This is a genomic window from uncultured Thiocystis sp. (genome assembly GCF_903866365.1).
GTDB lineage: Bacteria > Pseudomonadota > Gammaproteobacteria > Chromatiales > Chromatiaceae > Chromatium.
Genome location: NZ_CAIPNF010000318.1, coordinates 1 through 18,738 on the forward strand (window position 1 = coordinate 1; position 18,738 = coordinate 18,738).

General features: G+C 63.3%; 12 protein-coding genes and 1 pseudogene. 8 read left to right on the plus strand and 5 right to left on the minus strand.

All coding sequences use genetic code 11. The annotated features are described in order from the left end of the window. Positions 1-247: 247 nt before the first annotated feature. Positions 248-1,546: pseudogene (locus QZY07_RS18055) on the plus strand (IS4 family transposase). A 267-nt stretch (positions 1,547-1,813) separates the two neighbouring features. Here the strand turns inward: QZY07_RS18055 and QZY07_RS18060 are convergent. The 3 genes from QZY07_RS18060 to gshB form a co-directional block, all read right to left on the minus strand. Continuing rightward, entirely contained in the window at positions 1,814-2,836 is a 1,023-nt protein-coding gene (locus QZY07_RS18060; protein WP_295405713.1) for an energy transducer TonB, read from the minus strand. Then, a complete protein-coding gene (locus QZY07_RS18065; protein ID WP_295405715.1) occupies positions 2,833-3,894 on the minus strand; it encodes an FAD:protein FMN transferase in 1,062 nt (353 codons plus the stop codon). Before QZY07_RS18065 ends, QZY07_RS18060 begins: the two co-directional genes overlap by 4 nt. Before the next feature lie 164 nt (positions 3,895-4,058). Then, the gene (gshB, locus tag QZY07_RS18070; RefSeq protein WP_295405776.1) at positions 4,059-5,018 is read right to left on the minus strand and encodes a glutathione synthase; all 960 of its coding nucleotides are present in this window, start codon (positions 5,016-5,018) and stop codon (positions 4,059-4,061) included. 260 nt (positions 5,019-5,278) lie between these two features. On the opposite strand from gshB, the gene QZY07_RS18075 reads away from it, so the two are divergent. From QZY07_RS18075 to QZY07_RS18095, 5 genes are all read left to right on the plus strand, one after another. Next, on the plus strand, positions 5,279-5,728 hold the full coding sequence (locus QZY07_RS18075; protein WP_295405717.1) for a response regulator: 450 nt from the start codon (positions 5,279-5,281) through the stop codon (positions 5,726-5,728). A 106-nt stretch (positions 5,729-5,834) separates the two neighbouring features. Further along, positions 5,835-6,269, plus strand: coding sequence for a response regulator (locus tag QZY07_RS18080; RefSeq protein WP_295405778.1), 435 nt, complete (start codon positions 5,835-5,837; stop codon positions 6,267-6,269). A gap of 5 nt (positions 6,270-6,274) precedes the next feature. Next, positions 6,275-6,874, plus strand: coding sequence for a chemotaxis protein CheW (locus QZY07_RS18085; RefSeq protein WP_295405719.1), 600 nt, complete (start codon positions 6,275-6,277; stop codon positions 6,872-6,874). Between the two features lie 146 nt (positions 6,875-7,020). Then, positions 7,021-9,057: a methyl-accepting chemotaxis protein gene (locus QZY07_RS18090; RefSeq protein WP_295405722.1), complete on the plus strand. Its 2,037-nt coding sequence runs from the start codon at positions 7,021-7,023 to the stop codon at positions 9,055-9,057. Positions 9,058-9,086: 29 nt separating this feature from the next. Continuing rightward, entirely contained in the window at positions 9,087-14,411 is a 5,325-nt protein-coding gene (locus tag QZY07_RS18095; protein WP_295405724.1) for an Hpt domain-containing protein, read from the plus strand. On the opposite strand, the gene QZY07_RS18100 is transcribed toward QZY07_RS18095, so the two are convergent. Next, positions 14,408-15,142, minus strand: coding sequence for a 16S rRNA (uracil(1498)-N(3))-methyltransferase (locus QZY07_RS18100; protein WP_295405726.1), 735 nt, complete (start codon positions 15,140-15,142; stop codon positions 14,408-14,410). The two genes, QZY07_RS18095 and QZY07_RS18100, sit on opposite strands and share 4 nt — an antisense overlap. Positions 15,143-15,150: 8 nt before the next feature. Then, the gene (locus QZY07_RS18105) at positions 15,151-15,573 is read right to left on the minus strand and encodes a DUF423 domain-containing protein (RefSeq protein ID WP_295405727.1); all 423 of its coding nucleotides are present in this window, start codon (positions 15,571-15,573) and stop codon (positions 15,151-15,153) included. 438 nt (positions 15,574-16,011) lie between these two features. Here QZY07_RS18105 and aprB point away from each other — a divergent pair, with 438 nt between their 5' ends. Further along, entirely contained in the window at positions 16,012-16,479 is a 468-nt protein-coding gene (aprB, locus tag QZY07_RS18110; protein ID WP_014779580.1) for an adenylyl-sulfate reductase subunit beta, read from the plus strand. Between the two features lie 94 nt (positions 16,480-16,573). Further along, positions 16,574-18,553 (plus strand): adenylyl-sulfate reductase subunit alpha, encoded by a 1,980-nt coding sequence (gene aprA, locus QZY07_RS18115; protein WP_295405731.1) that lies wholly within the window; start codon positions 16,574-16,576, stop codon positions 18,551-18,553. The last annotated feature ends 185 nt before the right edge of the window (positions 18,554-18,738 follow it).

Sequence of the window (18,738 nt, forward strand, 5' to 3'; positions counted from 1 at the left end):
CCGTCTTGCGCAAATGCGGGTGTACCTCGCGTAGCCCGCGCGCCACTTCATCCGCCAATCGTTTGACGCTTCCCATGATCTCCAATCACCTCAACATGACCTCAGCGTCACAGTTTGCCAGAAAGTGATAGGTGATGAGGTTTAAGTCATACCATTACACACAACTTCCCGTGTGCGGTAAAATCGGTTGTTGACCGTCACGTTCATTGGGGGCCGTATGGGTTGGGCAGAAGAAGAATTTCGCGGGATCGATCTGGGCGACGCGCGTCGCGACCGCCGGGCGGTGCAGTTGGTGGAGCGTCTGGCCGAGCGGCCCACGGCAAGCCTTCCGGGTGCCTGCAACGGGTGGGGCGGAAACCCAGGCGGCGTACCGCTTTCTGTCCCAGGAGACGTTCGACTGGATGGACATCCTTGAACCGCATCGTCAGTGCACCCGCGAGCGCATGGCGACTCAGCCGGTGGTGCTGTGCGTGCAGGACACCACCGAACTGAACTTCAACGGACAGGCGATCGACGGACTGGGTCCGCTGAGTTTTGAAGCGCCGCGCGGGATGTCCCTGCACCCGACGTACGCCATCACCCCCGAGCGCGAGCCGTTGGGCGTCGTGGATGCCTGGAGGTGGGCGCGGGAACCGAAAGGTCCAGACGGAACCCGTCCGGGGATCAAGGAGCGCGTGCGCTGGGGCGAGGGGTACGCGCGGGTGGCGGACTTGGCCGCCGAGTTGCCGCAGACGCGCCTGGTCGACGTGGCCGATCGCGAAGGCGATCTGTTGGACCTGATGCGGGGCGCGCGCGACTTGGGCAACCCCGCTGACTGGTTGCTGCGCGCCAAGCACAACCGCGCGTTGCCCGAGGGTGATCGCTTGTGGGCACGGGCGAGCCGCTGGGCGAGATCCGCTTCGTCCTGCCGGCGGGGCGCGGACGGGAGGCGCGCGAGGTCCATCAACCGCTTTATGCGCAACGGGTCACCCTCCCGGATGGACGCCGCCGCACCTTGGAGGCGACTGGCGTGATCGCCCGCGAAATCAACGCCCCGCCCGGCGTCAAGCCGATCGAGTGGCGCCGACTGACCAACCGCGAGGCCACCACCTTGGAGGCCGCCGTCGAGTTGATCGACGGGTACCGGGCGCGCTGGGAAATCGACAGGCTGTTTTTGGTCCTCAAGGAAGCCTGCCGCGTCGAGGCCCTGCAACTGGGCACCCTGGCCCGTCTCGAACGCGCCCTGGCGCTGTTCCTAGTGGTGAGCTGGCGCATCGCCCGCTGGATGCGCCTGGGGCGTACCGTCCCCGATCTGGACGCGGGGTTGTTGCTGGAAACCGAGGAATGGCAGGCGGCGTCCATCCTGGCCAAGAAGCCCATCCCCCAGGAGCCGCCGCGTCTCAACGAGGTGATGCGACTGATCGCCCGCCTCGGCGGATTTCTCGGACGCAAGGGCGATGGCGAACCTGGACTGAAGACGATTTGGCTGGGAATGCAGCGCATCATGGACTTCGCCGCAGGGGTCAAATATGCCAAGGAGTTATCGGACACGGAAAGTTGTGTGTAATGGGATGCGTTTAAGTGTACGGGCTGGAGTTAGGTTTTCTGAGACGTCTTGGAGCTGACGATGGGCTGGGCGGCGGACGAGTCGCCATCGCCGCCGCATCTTTCGCATCCTCGCTCCTCGTCGGCGGACGCACCCATGGCGCACGAGGGCTCAGCGGACGGGAACGGTATTTTGGGCAATTCCAATAACCAAGCGTAATGAGCGGCTGATTGAGGCAAAAAACTGCCAAGTCTTCGATGGCCCTGCGCTGGCCGCTGGCTGCTCTATTTAGCGCTCCCAGCCCAAAACGCCGCCCCGCATGAACTGCCAGGTGCGGATGATGTCTAGCACATCGGTTTCGGCGGCGATGTCCGGCGGAAAGGGCGAATAGGGCGCAGCTAGTTCGACAATCTGGATCGCGGCCTGATCCAGCAGATCCAGGCCGGAGGAGCGCACCACGCGGATGCGTTCCACGCTGCCGTCCGAGCGCAGCGCGACATGCAGGATCAAACTGCCATAGAGCTGCTCCTCCTTGGCCGCCTGAGGATAGTTGAGGTTGCCGATGCGCTCCACTTTCCGCGCCCACGCACCCAGATAGCTGGCATAGCGAAATTCGCGGGTGCTGGCGCTGATGGATTTGCGGCGCACGCGATTTGCGTGGTCGGATGCCCGCGTCTCCAGGCTGGCGGTCAGGCGCGCAATCTCCGAACCCTGGCTGGCGAGGATGCTGGCCGTGTCCGCGGGAGTCTGCCGTCGCGACAGAGTGTCGGGCGGCGGTCGAGGCTCCCGCGTGGGCTCGACCCTGGTGGCGAGCACCGCTGGATCATCCCGCGCGACAGGCTCCCGCGATGGCGGCTCCGGGACAATGTCGTTGCGGTCGACCGACGGTTGAGCCGCCTCATCCGGAATGGGCGGCTCGGCGGAAACGCTCTCCGGACGGGTCTCCGCGATGGTCTGATTCGCCGCTGGCGCTGGGTCGTCGCTGGGTTGCCGCGCCTGGTCAGACCGGATCGTCGTAGCGGAATCGCCGCGGGGCGATTCTCCCAACTGATTCTGTCTCGCGAGTGCCGCGTCTGGCGATGGCTGGACGATCGCCGATCCGGCGGCGTTCAGAATCAGAACCTCGAGAGCCGTTTCCGGGATTGGTTCCGGCTTCGGTGGAGCGACAGGCACCAGCAGGATCGCGAGCAGGTGGATCAATCCGGCGCCGATGAGCGCCGGGGCGAAGGCCGGCGTCACGCGGCCTCCATCCGCGGCAGTCAGGAGACGCGGCAGCGTCCTCGGCGCGTTCGGGTCACTGGAGAGGGTCATTGCAATTGGGTTTTCGAAGACTCGGCGGTCATTTGCAGCGGCGCGCTCAACACGATTTCATCCTGGTCATCCACACGTTCGATGCGTTCCGCCATGGCCGGGTTCATCCGCACCCGGCCCTGACGATCCATCAGCAGAACATCGCGCACCCCCATGTTGACCGCGATCCGGTGCCAGTCCTTCGGCCCGGCGATGAAGAGCGCGGTGGCGGCGGCCGCCGCCGTCGTCGCATCGTCGTGGATGACGGTGACCGCCCGCGTTTCCTGGGCCGGCGAGCCGGTGCGCGGATCGATGACATCATGGTACAGCGTGCCCTCGAACAGAAAATTGCGGTCATATTCGGCGATCGTGGCCACGCTCTCATTGCCCCGGATCGGCAGGATGGCGAAGACGCCCGAACCGTTGGGGCGGCGAATCGGAATCCGCCAGGGCTGGCCGGCACGGTCGCCGATGGCGCGTAGATGCCCACCGGCCTGGATCAGTGCATTGTCGATCCCGGTTTCCATCAGCTGCCGGATGGACAGGTCGATCGCATGGCTTTTGGCGATTGCGTTGAAATCCAGGCTCAGCGCGGCGTTATGGCCGCGCAGATCAAGACCGTCGATGTCGATCTGCGCCATGGTCGGGTTGGCCTTGACCAGGCGCGCAATCCGATCGGGAGATGGCGGCGGACGGCTGCCCAGCCGGTCATCCTGAAATCCCCACAGCTCCATCAAGTAGCCGATGGCCGGATTGAAGAGTCCATCGCTGCGCGCCGCTAGGGTTTTGCTAAGACGCACCAATGGCAGCATGGAGGGCGGCGCGACGAATGGCTGGCCGGTTGCGAGCAGTCGATTGACGCGAGTCATGGGGCCGGGATTCCAGGCATGCCAGTCGCGTTCGAGGTAGGCAAAATCCTGCTCGATCCGGTCCGTGGCCTGTTTCGCCTGCGCCTTGCCGACACCCACCAGACTCACGTCGACCTGGGTTCCGAACGCCGTGAAGCGAGTGACGATGACTGGAGACCGGTCTTTACAAGCGGTCAGCGCGAGCAAAACGATCAGGACGATCAGGAGCATTCGTCGACGCATCGAACGGTTCACGCCAGGATCGGTCGCGGGGGACAATGCAGACAGCATGGTGTCGCCTCAAGGCTAGGGGTTGGCTGAGTCGCGCTTAAACCGCGGCAGCCGCAATCTTCATTGTATCAGGCGAGCCCGCTCTCACGGGCGGGCGACGCGGATCAAGCTTGGATGCCGCTCAGTCGAGCCTGGATGCATTCCATCAAATCTCCCGCGATGTCGAGATGATTGGCGGCATCCAGTTCGCGGATACAGGTTGGACTGGTGACATTGATCTCGGTGAGATAGTCGCCGATGACGTCCAGGCCCGCGAACAGGATGCCTCGCGCCTTGAGTTCGGGGCCAACCTGCCCGGCGATCCAGCGATCCCGCTCGGTCAATGGGCGTGCCTCGGCGCTGGCCCCGGCGGCGAGGTTGCCGCGGGTTTCGCCTGGGGCGGGGATGCGCGCCAGACAGTAGGGCACGGGTTCGCCATCGACCATCAGTATTCTTTTGTCGCCGTCGCGGATGTCGGGAATGAAACGCTGGATCATGCAGAACCGTCGGCCAAAATTCGTCAGCGTCTCGATGATGACGCTCAAATTGGGATCGTCCTGGCAGACCCGAAACACCGACGCACCGCCCATGCCGTCGAGGGGTTTCAGAATGATGTCCCGATGGCGCGCGTGGAAGGCGCGGATATCGAGCGCGCGACGGGTGATCAGCGTGGGTGGCGTACACTGAGGGAAAGCGGACGTAAAGACTTTTTCGTTCGCATCGCGCAGGCTGCGCGGATGATTGACCACCAGACAGCCCTCGCGCTGGGCCTGCTCCAGAAGGTAGGTCGTAAAAATGTATTCCATGTCGAACGGCGGATCCTTGCGCATCAGCAGGGCATCGAGCCGGGCGAGCGGGCGCGTTTCCTCCGTCCCGAAACGATACCAGCCGCCGGGGTCGTCGGTGACCTCGATGGTCCGCAGGCGCGCCATGGCGCAACCGTCGAGCAGGTAAAGGTCGGCAACCTCCAGATACCAGAGTGTCCAGCCACGCCGTTGCGCGGCCAGCATCATGGCGAAGGTGCTGTCTTTTTTGATGTTGATGGATCCGATCGGATCCATCGCAAAACCGATCTCGATGGACATGCTGGCAGTGTACTTCAGCCGCCAGTCGTTTGTCAGTGCATTCGCTCGGGCTTGCATGCCACATCGCTTGACTCTAGGATCACGGATCATTGGAAGGCGCCGGGCATCCTGCCGTATCCGGAAGCCCGGTCGCTAGGCATGTTGTGTCGCCTATTTGCGGAATGGTGACGCCGTTCGCATCGACGCACCGCCTCGACCATGGTACAAATCCCAGCTATGTATAGCCGTCTTACAATTTGCCTCGGCAAGGGGCCGCAACCGTGACGGACCATGTAGAGAATCGTGACTTGCGTGGCGCCAGGATCCTGGTGATCGATGACAGCAAAACCATCCGCCGCACGGCGGAAAACCTGTTGGTCAAGGCCGGCTTCGAGGTCTGTGTCGCGGAGGATGGATTTGAGGCGCTCGGCAAGATCGTCAGCTTCAAACCTGAGCTGGTCTTTGTCGACATCATGATGCCGCGACTCGATGGCTACCATACCTGCGCGCTGATCAAGAGTAACTCCGCGTTGCGGCATACGCCGGTGGTGATGCTCTCGAGCAAGGATGGACTCTTCGATCGCGCCCGGGGGCGGCTGGTGGGCGCGCAGATGTATCTGTCCAAGCCCTTTACCGGCGAGGAACTGCTGCGGGCAGTGCGAGGCAATCTGGGACAATCCACCCCACCCCGCTCCGGGTTGGCGGACGGACGGAGCCCCTCCGACTCCTGAATACCTGTCAGCCAACAACCGGCCAGGAATTTGCGCAAGCGGATGCTGTGTCGATACGACCTCGTTCATGAGCAAGGACCATTCGCTGACAAGCCTTAGGCACACCATGAGACGCTTAAACCCGAACGCAAACCCGCCAGCTCAGGACGTGAGTGCTACCAGCGTCTCATCCGTGACCGCAACCGTGCTGGTGGTCGACGATTCGCCCACCGAGACGCGCATCCTTTTCAATACGCTCACCAAGGCCGGATACCGGGTCGAAACCGCGGCGAATGGCGAGGAAGGCGTCGACGCCGCGCGCCGCCTCCATCCTGACGTCATTCTGATGGACGTCATCATGCCGGTTCTGAACGGTTTTCAGGCGACACGGATTCTGCGTGGCGACGTGGAAACTGCGGATATCCCCATCATCATGGTGACGACCAAGGATATGAAAACGGACCGCACCTGGGGGTTGCGTCAAGGCGCCAACGACTACCTGGTCAAACCCGTGGATCGCCAACTGCTCCTCGAACGGATTCGCATCCTTTTGGGCGCCTGACGCAAATGGCGCGCACCAACCGTTCCAGAACCGACCTGCACGCGCTGATTCGCGATCTTGACGCACGCTGTCGGGCGCGTGCCGCTGGCTTGCCGGACGACACCAAACCGCCCGATAGCTGGGCGGCGGTCTTGTTTCTGGTGCGCGCGCAGCCCTTTTTGACGCCGCTGGAGCAGATTGCCGAAGTCCTTGAGCTGCCGCGCGACATTACACGGGTGCCGGGTACCCGGCCGTGGCTGCTCGGCGTCGCGAATAATCGCGGAATCCTGCTGCCAATCTTCCATCTGGGCGCCTTTATCGAAGGGGGGCAACCCCGGCTTCAGGGCAGAATCCAGGAGTCTGGCTCGGATCGCCGCCGCGAAAGCCGCGGTCGCGAGCGCGTGCTGGTGGTGAGGCAGGATGAATTGCCCTGCGGTCTGGTCGTCTCCGAGGCGATCGGCATGCGCTACATCAAACGCGGCGACCGGGTCGCCGAGGTGCCGTGCGGACTGGGCGCGAGCGAACCCTACGTCGATGCCTCGTTTCTGCTCGACGGTGCGCCGGTTCCGGTCGTCCGGCTGGGTCGTCTGATTGCCGATCCACTGTTCAACGCGGCCATGGTTTAGGCGCGCGCGAGCGACCTCGGCGGGGAGTTTGCTCGGTGGTCGAGGTTGCTTGATCGAGCCTGAAAAGCACGTCATGGACCGCTAGGCGTGGCCAGGATATTCAATGGATATTCGCAAGAAAACAACGCATCGGGAGTCGGCACTAGATGGCGAAGCCAATTGACATGACTTTGAACAAGACTGCGGCGGGACGGTTCCTGGGAGGCACGCATTGGACGACGCCGGCGTGGTTGTTGGTCGCGTTGGTCTTTGCCGCGCTGGCGTTGCTGAGCGATCTTCAACTGAGCAATGTCGACGCATCGAATCGGCGGCAGTCCCTCGCCGCGGCCACGCGGACGATCGAGGCACGGAATCTGGTCGACGCTGCGCGCGAGGCGTCGCGGGGCGACAGCGACGCCCTTGAGCGGATGCGCCAGGCGCACGAGCAATTGCAGGCCAGTCTTGCGACCCTGATCGGCGACGCCGCTGGCTCGGTGGCGCCAATCAGGGATCGCGTGACGCAAGCCGAGACATCCTGGACCGCGGTGAGCGCCGCCGCCCAAGGGATTCTGGCCGAGAAGACTCGTCTGCTTGCTCTGCGCGAACACATCGAGAATGTGCAGGCAGTCTTGCCGCAAGTCAGCGAGAAGATGGCGGCGGCGCAGCGGGACATCGCCGAGACCGCCACACCCGCTCAGGCGCTTCAGGCCGGTCTGCAAACGGCCCGGCTGGAGCGCATGAGCGCGGCGCTTGCGCAATTCCTGGCGGGCGATCCGCTAGCCTCCCAAACGATCAAGGATTTTTCGGCGGGCATCGACGCGTTCGCTGCCACGCTCGACGACCTGATCGAAGCATCCCGGAGCGGTTCAGCGTCGAGTGCCGGCACCCGTTCCGCGCTCGCCGAAACGAAGCGCCTCTTCGACACCCTGCGCGCGTCGGCCGAAAAACTGCTGGAATCGATGCAAGCGGTTCAGCCAGCGCTTGACCGGCTGCCGAGCCTGGAGACCGAGGGACTTCGGCTGGAAACGTCATTGCAGGCCCTGATGTCCGACACTGGCATGAGGGGAAGATACTTCACGGTGGCTGGCATCCCCATTGGCCAAGGCGCGGTTCTGCTGTTCGGCGCCATCGCCGTGCTGAGCCTCGTTCTCTTGACCCTGTTGACTTTACGCGACGCCAAGCGCCGGGAGGAACTCTCGACCGCCCAGACCGAGCGCGACGAGGGCGCGATCCTGCGTCTGCTCGATGAAATGGGCGACCTCGCCAGTGGCGATCTGACCGTCGAGGCCACGGTCACCGAGGACAAGACAGGCGCCATCGCCGACGCCATCAACTACGCGATCGAGGCCCTGCGCAGCCTGGTGACCACCATCAACACGACTGCCGCCAGGGTGACGCACTCGGCGCAGGAGAGTCGCGCGATCGCCATGCGGCTCGCCGAGGCGAGCAGCGTGCAATCGTTGCAGATCACCCAGGCCTCGGCGGCCGTGCAGTCGCTCACGGTCCAGATCGACGAAGTGGCCCGCAATGCCGGCGAGTCCGCCGAGGTGGCGTCCCGTTCGGTGGAAGTGGCCGGACGCGGCGCCCAGACGGTGCGCGATACCATTCAGGGCATGGACGCGATCCGCGAGCAGATTCAGGAAACCTCGAAGCGTATCAAACGGTTGGGCGAAAGCTCGCAGGAGATCGGCGAGATCGTCGAGCTGATCGACGACATTGCCGATCAGACGAACATCCTGGCGTTGAACGCGGCCATGCAGGCGGCGATGGCGGGCGAGGCCGGACGCGGTTTCGCGGTGGTCGCCGACGAGGTACAGCGCCTCGCCGAGCGTTCGCGCAACGCCACCAAGCAGATCGAGGTGCTGGTGCGGACCATCCAGGCGGATACCAACGAGGCGGTCAGTTCCATGGAGGCCAGTACCGCCGGCGTGGTCGAAGGCGCCAACCTGGCCGAGAACGCGGGCGAGGCGCTGCGCGAGATCGAGAACGTCTCGGCCTACATCGCCGATCTGACCAAGCGCATTTCCGATTCCTCCCAGCGTCAGTCCCGGCAGTCCGCCGAGATCAACGATACGGTCCAGGCGATTCGCGCCATCACCGAGGAGAACACGGATGGCACGCGCCGCGCGGCGGACTCGGTCGAGGAACTCGCCAACCTGGCCATCGAATTGCAGCGGTCGGTGGCAGGTTTCCGGCTTCCCTAACGGACAGGCTGACCACGAGTAGCGGGTCCATGGCAGAAAAAAAGGTGGTTGAAGGTCTCAAGTGGGTCAAGGGCGAGATCGCCGCGACCCTGCGTCCAGTGCGTGACTTGGTCGAAGCCGGAGGTGCCTCTCACTCGCCGGGGAATCTGGCGGCTGCCATTCAAGCCCTGGAACAGGTGCAGGGCGTCCTGCTGGCGCTGCAATTGAATCTGCCTGCGCGCCTGGTGCAAGAGATGACCCGGCTGGCCGAGTGCCTCAACGAAGGCGATTCGACGGCGTTCGAGGCGGAAGACACACAGGACTTTCACGCGATCGCGCGGGTGATGGGTCAGGCGCTTGCTCAGTTGAACAGTCACCTCGACAGCCTGGATGCCGGCGTCGACGAACGCCCATTGAACCTCTGGTCGATCATCAATGAGGTTCGCGCTGCCTGCAATGACCTGCCACTGACCCATTCCGAACTCCTGACGTTCGCGGCAGCGGAGACCGACGGCGATGCTCAATGGCGGCCCGAGGCGCTGGAGACTCTGGCCGAGGTCGTGCGTCAGGTACGGCCTCAATATCACCGTTATCTGGTCGAGTGGTATCGGGGCGGTCCTGACAATCAGGGCCTGACCCGTCTCGGAAGTCTCTTTCGTCATCTGCACGGCTACCTCAAGGAGGGTGTGCTCGCCGACCTGTTTTTTCTCAGCGAGGCATTTGCCGAAGCCGTGCGGGACGAACGTCTGGCCACCGATGCCACAACGCGCTCATTGATGGGGCATATCGATCGGGTCTTGAAGCCGTTGGCCCAAAAGCCGCCGCAGTGGCCGGACGTTGATGTACTGTTACTCATCGAACATCTCCTGAATAGTCTTTCCGCGGTAGCGGTCAGCACTCCGGCCGTTGCCCGGCTGCGGTCCTGGTATGGTCCAGATCGGTCCGGTACGTTCCCGCCACGCGAAGACATGGAGGGCTTTGGTGGCGATGTCGCGCTCGCCGAGCTTGCAGGCTCGCTGTTAAGCGAGTTCTCCCAGCTCAAAGAGCAGTTCGATCTGCTGACGCGCGAGGAGCCGACCGATCGCGACGCGTGGGATGCTTTCAGCGCGCGCCTGTGTCGTCTCGCCGACACCCTGGACGTGGCTGACGTTGGCAACCTGTCGGAGCGCCTGCGCACGCTTGCCAATGATTTCAGTGGCTCGGCGCGCGACGAGATGGCGAGAGACCAGGCGCGGCTGGAGTCGCAGGCCATGGAACTGCTTGGCATCGAGGCGGTTCTGCTCGCCCATGCCAGCCATCGCTCGACGCGGGCCAAACAGATCATCGTGCCCGAGATGGATCTGTCCGAACTCACCGCGGCCACGTTGCGCGAAGCGGGTTACGAACTGGTGCGAGTCAAGGAGGCCATTGCTGGCTGCCATGCCGAACAGGGCACGCTGGATGCCCTGAGCCCGGTGAAGCAACATCTTCTCAGTGTCTCCGGCGCCTTGGCCATTCTCGGCGAGATTCCGGCTGCGGAGCTTGCCGATTCGATCGGCGAACTGGTCCAAAATCGCTATATCAAGGTCGGGCGGACTCTCACGGATGCCGAATTCGAGCATCTTGCCGATGCCGTCGCAGCACTCGAACTCTATCTTGGTCATCTCCAGGAGGCGATGCCCTTCGGCGGCAGCCTGATCGAGCGCGGGGGCGAGTCTATTCGCGCCCTTCAGTCCGAGCCTGGACCAACCCTGGCGCTTTCGCTCGAAGAGCCAACCGGCACGATGGCAGCTTCTACCGATGTTGAGCTGCCCCTTGAGCTTGATCTCCCTCTCGATTCCGGCATCGTCCCCGACTCCCAGGTATCCATCCCGGATCAACCTGCTTCGGAGACCGTCCCCGGCTTGATCGAATCGGAGTTTTCCGACGATGACGAGACGGAATTTCTCGATATCTTCATGGAGGAGGCCCGCGAGGAAACCGCCTCGGCTCAGATCCAGTTTGCACGCTGGGAGTCCAATCCCAACGATGTCTCCGCCCTGGCCACACTCAGGCGCAGCTTCCATACCCTCAAGGGCAGCGGCCGACTGGTCGGAGCACTGCAGGTAGCCGAGTTTGCTCAGGCGATCGAGTTTCTGCTCAATCGTCTGATGGAAGAGCACGCGTTCCCCACCGAGGACATCCTGAGCTGCGTGGCAGAGGCGGTGAGACTGTTGCCCGGTCTTGTCACGGCCGAGTCCGAGGGTCTTCAGTTCGACGTCGATCCTCTCGTCTCGCGCGCTAATCGGTTGCGGGAGACGTCCGGCTTTGCTGCTGGTCAAGAGCCCGTGACCGTGATCGAACCGGCCGGGCCGCCAGTCGAACTGGTGGGCGCGGAGCTGGCGGATCTCGCGGATCAGGTGACCGACCACGACAGTCTGTTCGTCGCCGATGAAGAATTGCTGCGGATCTTCCAGGCGGAAACTTACGAGCATCTTGACGAATTGCAGGTCTTTCTTCGGCGAGCCGAGGCGGGTGACGCCAGGGTGGACGAAGCGACCCGACGCGCCTTGCATACCCTGACCGGCAGTGCGCGAATGTCTGGCATCGACTCCATTGCCACGGTGACCAAGGGGTTGGAGCAATGCATCAAACCCCTGCTGGCCTTGGGCGGCGTGCTGGATGCGCGTCTGCTGGCCCTCATCGGACGTGCTGTCGACGCCATTCGAGAACGTGTCGACGAATTGCCCGCCCTGGGTGCCGGCGCGGCGGCCCTGGTGAGCCTTGCCGCCGAGATCGCCCAACTTGAGCCGCCCGTTCTGGCGGACGACAAGATCGAAATCCCCGCGGCAATCGACGCTCTCCAGATCGAGGTGCCACTCGAGTCGGAACCTTTGCGCGAGAATCTCATTCCGCCAGAGACCGCTCTCGACGACTCGCCGCGGCATCCCGCGGCGGCCGTCGAACAGGATGCAGGCGGTTGGCGGTCGGTGGCTGAATACGAAGGCGAGCTGGAGACAGCGGAACCGACCGACGTCATGCCGGTGCCCGATCCGGAAATGGTCAGTTTATTCCTGGAAGACGCGCGGGATCTGCTCGACAAACTGGACACGCAATTCCGCGAATGGCAATTGACTCCCCAGAACCTTGGTGCGCTGGATGGCATCAATCGTCTCCTGCACACGCTCAAGGGGAGCGCGCGCCTGTCCGGGGTAGCGGCCATCGGCGATCTCAGTCACGCACTGGAAACCCGCCTGAAGGCATTGAGCGAAGATCCGGGCGCTGTCAATGAGACGACGCTCGAATTGACCCAGCGTGCCGTGGACACCCTCTCGGCGCAGGTCGACACATTGGAGCAGGGAGCGCCACTCCGGCGCATGACGACCCTGATCGAGGCGCTTGGCCGTTCGCCGCTGGAGATTCCGGGCGTCCCCGAAACGCCGGTGGAAGCGGCCTTGCCGCCGGCCGCGCCGTTCCGGCTCGTCGGAGCGATCCCCCAAGAGGAATTCGCGGATCTGGCGAGCTTCCGCGAAGGGCCTGCCCCGAGCGGAGTCGAGGGGCCTGCGGCACTTCCCGCCAGTCCACAGATCCGGGTGCGTTCCGATCTGCTGAACCGATTAGTCAACCACGCCGGCGAGATCAGTATCTACCGCGGGCGTTTGACGCAACGCAATGGATTGTTGGGTTTTGGCCTGGGAGAACTCGACCAGACCGTCGCGCGCCTGCGTGAGCAACTCCGACTGCTGGAGATCGAAACGCAGACTCAGATCATGCATCGCTTCGAGCGCGAGCGCGAGCGTCAGCGCGAGGAAGAAGCACGCGGGTATGACGGCGAGTTCGATCCGCTTGAAATGGACCGCTTCTCAAGACTCCAGCAGCTTTCCGGCAGCCTGGCGGAGACCGTCAACGACTTGGTCAGCGTCAAGGAAATGCTGGGCGGCTATCAGCGCGAATTCACGGATCTGCTGACCCAGCAGGCGCGCATCGCCGACGATCTTCAGGACGGACTGCTGCGCACCCGGCTGGTGCCTTTTGTCCAGGTGGTTCCGCGTCTGCATCGCCTGGTGCGCCAGACCGCCGACACCCTCGGCAAGTCGGCGCGCCTGGAGGTGATCGGTCCCGAGGTGGAACTGGATCGCACCATCCTGGATCGGCTGGTGGCACCGCTCGAACACCTGCTGCGCAACGCGGTGGATCACGGCCTGGAGGATTCCAACACCCGCATCGCGAACGGCAAGCCGGCGACAGGCAAGGTGACGCTCGCGTTGCACCGCGAAGGCAATGACGCGGTGATCAGCCTGAGCGACGATGGCAAGGGCATGGATCTCGCCGCCATTCGACAACAGGCGATCGCCCGCGGACTGCTGGCGCCCCAGACCATCCTGCCGGACGAGGCGCTGCTGCAATTCATCCTCGAACCCGGCTTTACGACCTCCGGCAAAGTCACCCAGATCTCGGGGCGCGGCGTCGGTCTGGACGTGGTGGCCTCCGAGATCAAGGTTGCCAATGGCTCGATCGCGCTGGAATCGGTCCCCGGCCAGGGCGCCCGCTTCACCGTCCGGCTGCCCTTGACGCTGGCCATCATCGAGGCGTTTCTGGTCTCCGCGGGGGACAACATCTATGCCGTGCCGCACAGCACGGTGGAGGCGGCGGGCCGTATCGGCCGCGAGGATCTGCTGGCCATCTACCGGGGCGAGGCGACCGAATTCACCTCGCGCGGCAATCGCTACAAGGTGGTCTATCTGGGCGGCGTGCTCGATCCCACGCACGAGCCCGATCTCGGCGAACGGCGCTGGCTGCCGCTGCTGATGATCCGGCTCGGCGAGCAACGGGTGGCACTGCATGTCGACAGCCTGCTCGAAAGTCAGCGAATCCTGGTCAAGCCACTGGGACCGCAGCTTGCCGGCGTGCGCTGGCTGAGCGGCGGGACCATCCTGCCGGATGGACGGGTCGCGCTCATCCTCGACGCCCTGGCGCTGCTGCGATCCGGCGCGGCTCAGCTCTATCGGCCGGCTGCCGCGGCGGTGGAGACCACGAAGGGGCCGCTCTGTGTGATGGTGGTGGATGACTCGCTGACCGTCCGGCGTGTCACGAGCCGTTTGCTGCGGCGTCAGAATATGGAAGTGCTGACGGCCAAGGACGGGGTCGAGGCCCTGACCCTGCTCGACGAGCGCATGCCCGACCTGCTGTTGCTGGATATCGAGATGCCGCGTATGGACGGCTACGAACTGGCGCGTCACATCCGCCGCTCCGATGGCCTGCGGGATCTGCCGATCATCATGATCACCTCGCGCACCGGGGCCAAGCACCGCGAGTACGCCATGCAGTTGGGAGTGGACCGCTACCTCGGTAAACCGTATCAGGAATCCGAACTGCTTAACGAGATCAACTCTCTGCTGGCGGAGCGTGCCGGTTAAACCTCCTGGAAATCCCCCCACAGCGCCTGAATGACCGCGATGGCGGCCAGTGGCGCCGTCTCGGTGCGGAGAATGCGCGGTCCCAGACGCACGCCTTGAAAGCCCTGGAGTCGGGCCTGCTCGCGTTCGCGTGAACTCAATCCGCCCTCCGGTCCCACCAGCAGAGTCACGTCCGTCTCCGGGGCGGGGAGCCCGGTCAGTGCCAGCGGCGCCAGGGGGTCGAGCAGCAGACCGCCAGCGGGCGCGGTCGCCAACCAGGGTTCCAGCGTGGCGGCCGGTTCCAGCGTCGGCAGCCGTCGGCGCCCGGACTGCTCGCAGGCGCCAATCGCGATGCCGCGCCAGTGCTCCAGGCGCCGTTCCAGGCGTGCGCCATCCAGGCGTACCTGACTGCGTTCGGTGAACAGGGGCGTGAGCCGTGCGACGCCGAGTTCCACCGCCTTTTGAATCGCATAGTCCATGCGTTCGCCCTTGGAAACGCCAAGCGCCAGATGGATACGCAGTCGCGGGGCAATTTCCGGCTCGCTCGCACCCTCGACGAGTACGGTCGCGGCCGTGCGATTCGGCTCGATCAGGCGGGCGTGATAGTCGCGGCCATCGCCATTAAACAGGATCAGCGGGGCGTTGGCTGTCAGTCGCAGAACCTGGGTCAGATGGCGGGTCGGACCAGCGGGCAATGCCAGACTGGATCCGGCGCTCAGGGGCGACTCGACGAAAATGCGCGGGAGACGCATCCGACCGCTCAGACCGGATCCGAGGTGGCGCGCCAGGCGCCCAACGCTAGGAGTGCCCAGCCGAGGATCAAGGCAAGACCGCCCAAGGGCGTGATCGCGCCGAGCCAGCGCGCGCCGCTGAGCGTCATCAGCAACAGACTGCCGCTGAACAGGGTGGCGCCGATCAGAAAGGCCCAGGCGGCGGCATGGACCAATCCGGCGGCCGGGCGTTGGATCAGGAACAGGCCGCAGACCAGGATGGCCAGCGCGTGCAGTCCCAGATAGTCCGCGCCGGTCCCCCAGTTGGCGAGCAGATCGGGCGCGACGCGCCCCTTGAGTCCATGGGCGCCGAATGCGCCGAGAACCACTGTCAGCAATCCGCCGACGGCTCCCAGCGTCAGCCACGTTCGCGCCCGCTTCATGGCGTGATTTCCCGATCGCGACTCGCGCATGGTGGACTGCCTCATCAAATCAAATGAAACCGGGACGATTTCAGGTCTTGTCGATAACCTTACGGCTCAGGCCGCTGGAAACGATACGGGTCGTGCTGGGCGCGCGGTCGATCCATTCGACGGGTGCATCGCCATCAGAATTACCTAATAAGGCAATTTTATGAAAGCAGCCGGAAATACTGTTTTGATTTTACCGCGTCGAGTCACTACGCTCCGATCCCCATAGTACCCGGTCAGGACTTGAACGTCCTCGTTGCAGTCGCCCCGCCAGGCTTGCGCCAGGGGTGAAAAAAGGACGAACCTAGTCGAACCAGGCGCGGATGCAAACTTCCAAACCTCTCCCGAGGGCCAAATGCCGCGGGAGCCGATAGCCGCCTCCCTTCCTTAAAGCAACAAAGGCGGCATTCACCGCAGTGAACCGTTAGGAGATCGAGCACCATGCCAACGTTTGTGCGTACCGATAAGTGCGATGGCTGCAAGGGTCAGGACAAGACCGCTTGCATGTATATCTGCCCCCACGACCTGATGAAACTCGATCAGGACGGCTCCGAGACCGGCCATGCCATGAAGGCGTTCAACCAAGAACCCGAGCAGTGCTGGGAATGCTACTCCTGCGTCAAGATCTGCCCGCAGCAGGCGATCGAATGCCGCCACTATGCCGATGTGGTGCCGATGGGCGCCTCGGTTCAACCCCTGCGTGGCACCGATTCCATCATGTGGACGATCAAGTTCCGCAATGGCAACATGAAGCGCTTCAAATTCCCCATCCGCACCACCCCCGAGGGCTCGATCGATCCCTACGGCTCCAAGCCAGAGGCCGACATCGCCAAGATCGGCGACGCTGGGTTCTTCACCCTGGGCGGCGTTCAGAAGCCCGGCAATCCGAGCGAACTGATCCGTAAATAATCGGTTCCCGGCCCGGCAAAGAGCCGGCCAGGATCAGGCGACGATCAACCGTCGCCCCAAGAACACCTAGAACAAAAACTCTGAGGTAGACGAAATGGCTGGAGAATTCGGCAATCCCGAAATCGTTGAGGAAGAAGTCGACATCCTCATTATCGGTGGCGGCATGGGCGCGTGCGGCGCCGCCTACGAGATCGGCCCCTGGCTCGATCAGGCAAAAAAACAGGGCTATGACCTCAAGGTCAAGCTGGTCGACAAGGCCGCCATGGACCGCTCCGGCGCCGTGGCTCAAGGTCTGTCCGCCATCAACACCTATCTCGGCGAGAACGATCCCGCCGATTACGCCCGCATGGTCTCCAACGACCTGATGGGCATCACCCGCGACGACCTGGCCTATGACCTGGGCCGTCACGTCGACGATTCTGTCCACCTGTTCGAGGAATGGGGCCTGCCGATCTGGAAGCAACCCGGCGACGAAGGCAAAAATCTGGTCGACGGCGGCAAGCCGGTGCGCTCGGGCAAGTGGCAGATCATGATCAACGGCGAATCCTACAAATGGATCGTCGCCGAGGCCGCCAAGAAGGCGCTGGGCACCGACCGCATCCAGGAACGCGTCTTCATCGTCAAGCTGGTCAACGATAAAACCGATAAGAACCGCATCGCCGGCGCCATCGGCTTCTCGGTGCGCGAGCACAAGGTTTTCGTCTATAAGTTCAAGGCGTGTCTGCTGGTCGCCGGCGGCTGCGTGAACATCTTCCGTCCGCGCTCCGTCGGTGAAGGCACCGGTCGCGCCTGGTATCCAGTGTGGAACGCCGGCAGCACCTACGCCATGGCCGCCGAGGCCGGCGCCGAGCTGACCATGATGGAAAACCGCTTCGTGCCCGCCCGCTTCAAGGACGGTTACGGCCCGGTCGGCGCCTGGTTCCTGCTGTTCAAGGCCAAGGCCACCAACGCCTTCGGCGAAGTCTACATGGACACCAACAAGGAACTGTTGAACGACTATCCGCCCTACGGCCAAGCCGCCGTGCCCGCATCCTGTCTGCGCAACCATCTGATGATGAAGGAAATGCGTGAAGGTCGCGGACCCATCTACATGGACACGGTCAGCGCGCTCGGCAAGCTCGCCGAGACCATGACCCCGAAGGAAATCAAGCACCTCGAAGCGGAAGCCTGGGAAGACTTCCTCGATATGTGCATCGGTCAGGCCGGTGTCTGGGCCGGCGAGAACATCGAGCCGGAGAAGAAGAACTCCGAGCTGATGCCGACCGAACCCTACCTGCTTGGTTCCCACTCCGGCTGCTGCGGCATTTGGGTCTCGGGACCGACCGACATCGGTGCTCCAACCTCCGAGGATCACGCCGACGCAGGCAAAATCCCGAGCCACCTGCCCTCTGGCTGGAACTGGGGCTATCGTTCCATGACCACGATCAAGGGTCTGTTCACCGCCGCTGACGGCGTGGGCGCTTCCGGTCACAAGTTCTCCTCCGGCTCGCATGCCGAAGGACGCCTTGCGGCCAAGGCGATGGTCAAGTTCTGCATGGACCACAAGGACCACAAGCCAGAGCTGGCCGATTCGGTCGCCGATCTGGTCGATGCGATCTACCGTCCGGTGCGCAATTTCCTGGAGAACAAGGACTACAGCACCGCCATCGACGTGAACCCGCACTACATCACGCCGAAGATGCTCCAGTTCCGTTTGCAGAAGCTGATGGACGAATACGTCGCCGGCGTCTCGACCATGTACCAGACCAACGCCAAGATGCTGGAAGTGGCGGATATGAAGCTGGAGATGCTCAAGGAAGACGCCCTGAAGATGCGGGCGAAGGATCTGCACGAGCTGCTGCGCGCCTGGGAGAACTACCACCGCATCCTGACCGCCGAAGCGCACATGAAGCACATCCAGTTCCGCGAGGAGAGCCGTTACCCCGGCTTCTATTACCGGATGGATTACAACTTCGTCGACGAAAAGAACTGGAAGTGTTTCGTCAACTCGGTCTACGACAAGGAAAGCAAGACGTGGAACTGCTTCAAGCGCGCCCATGTCGATATCGTCGATAAGGCGAAGCTGTTCAAGTAGGCCCAAAGGGTTTGGCTGACCCGCGTTGCGGGGAAGCTCCGCCAGTGAGCCAGAAAGTCCGGTCACCGTCAGGTGTCCGGGCTTTTTCATGATGGACTTAAACTCTATCGAACAGGTTGCCAGCCGGACGGGTAGATCGGATTGATGTTTTTCCGGACTCGCCATAAAGTAAGAAACACATGATT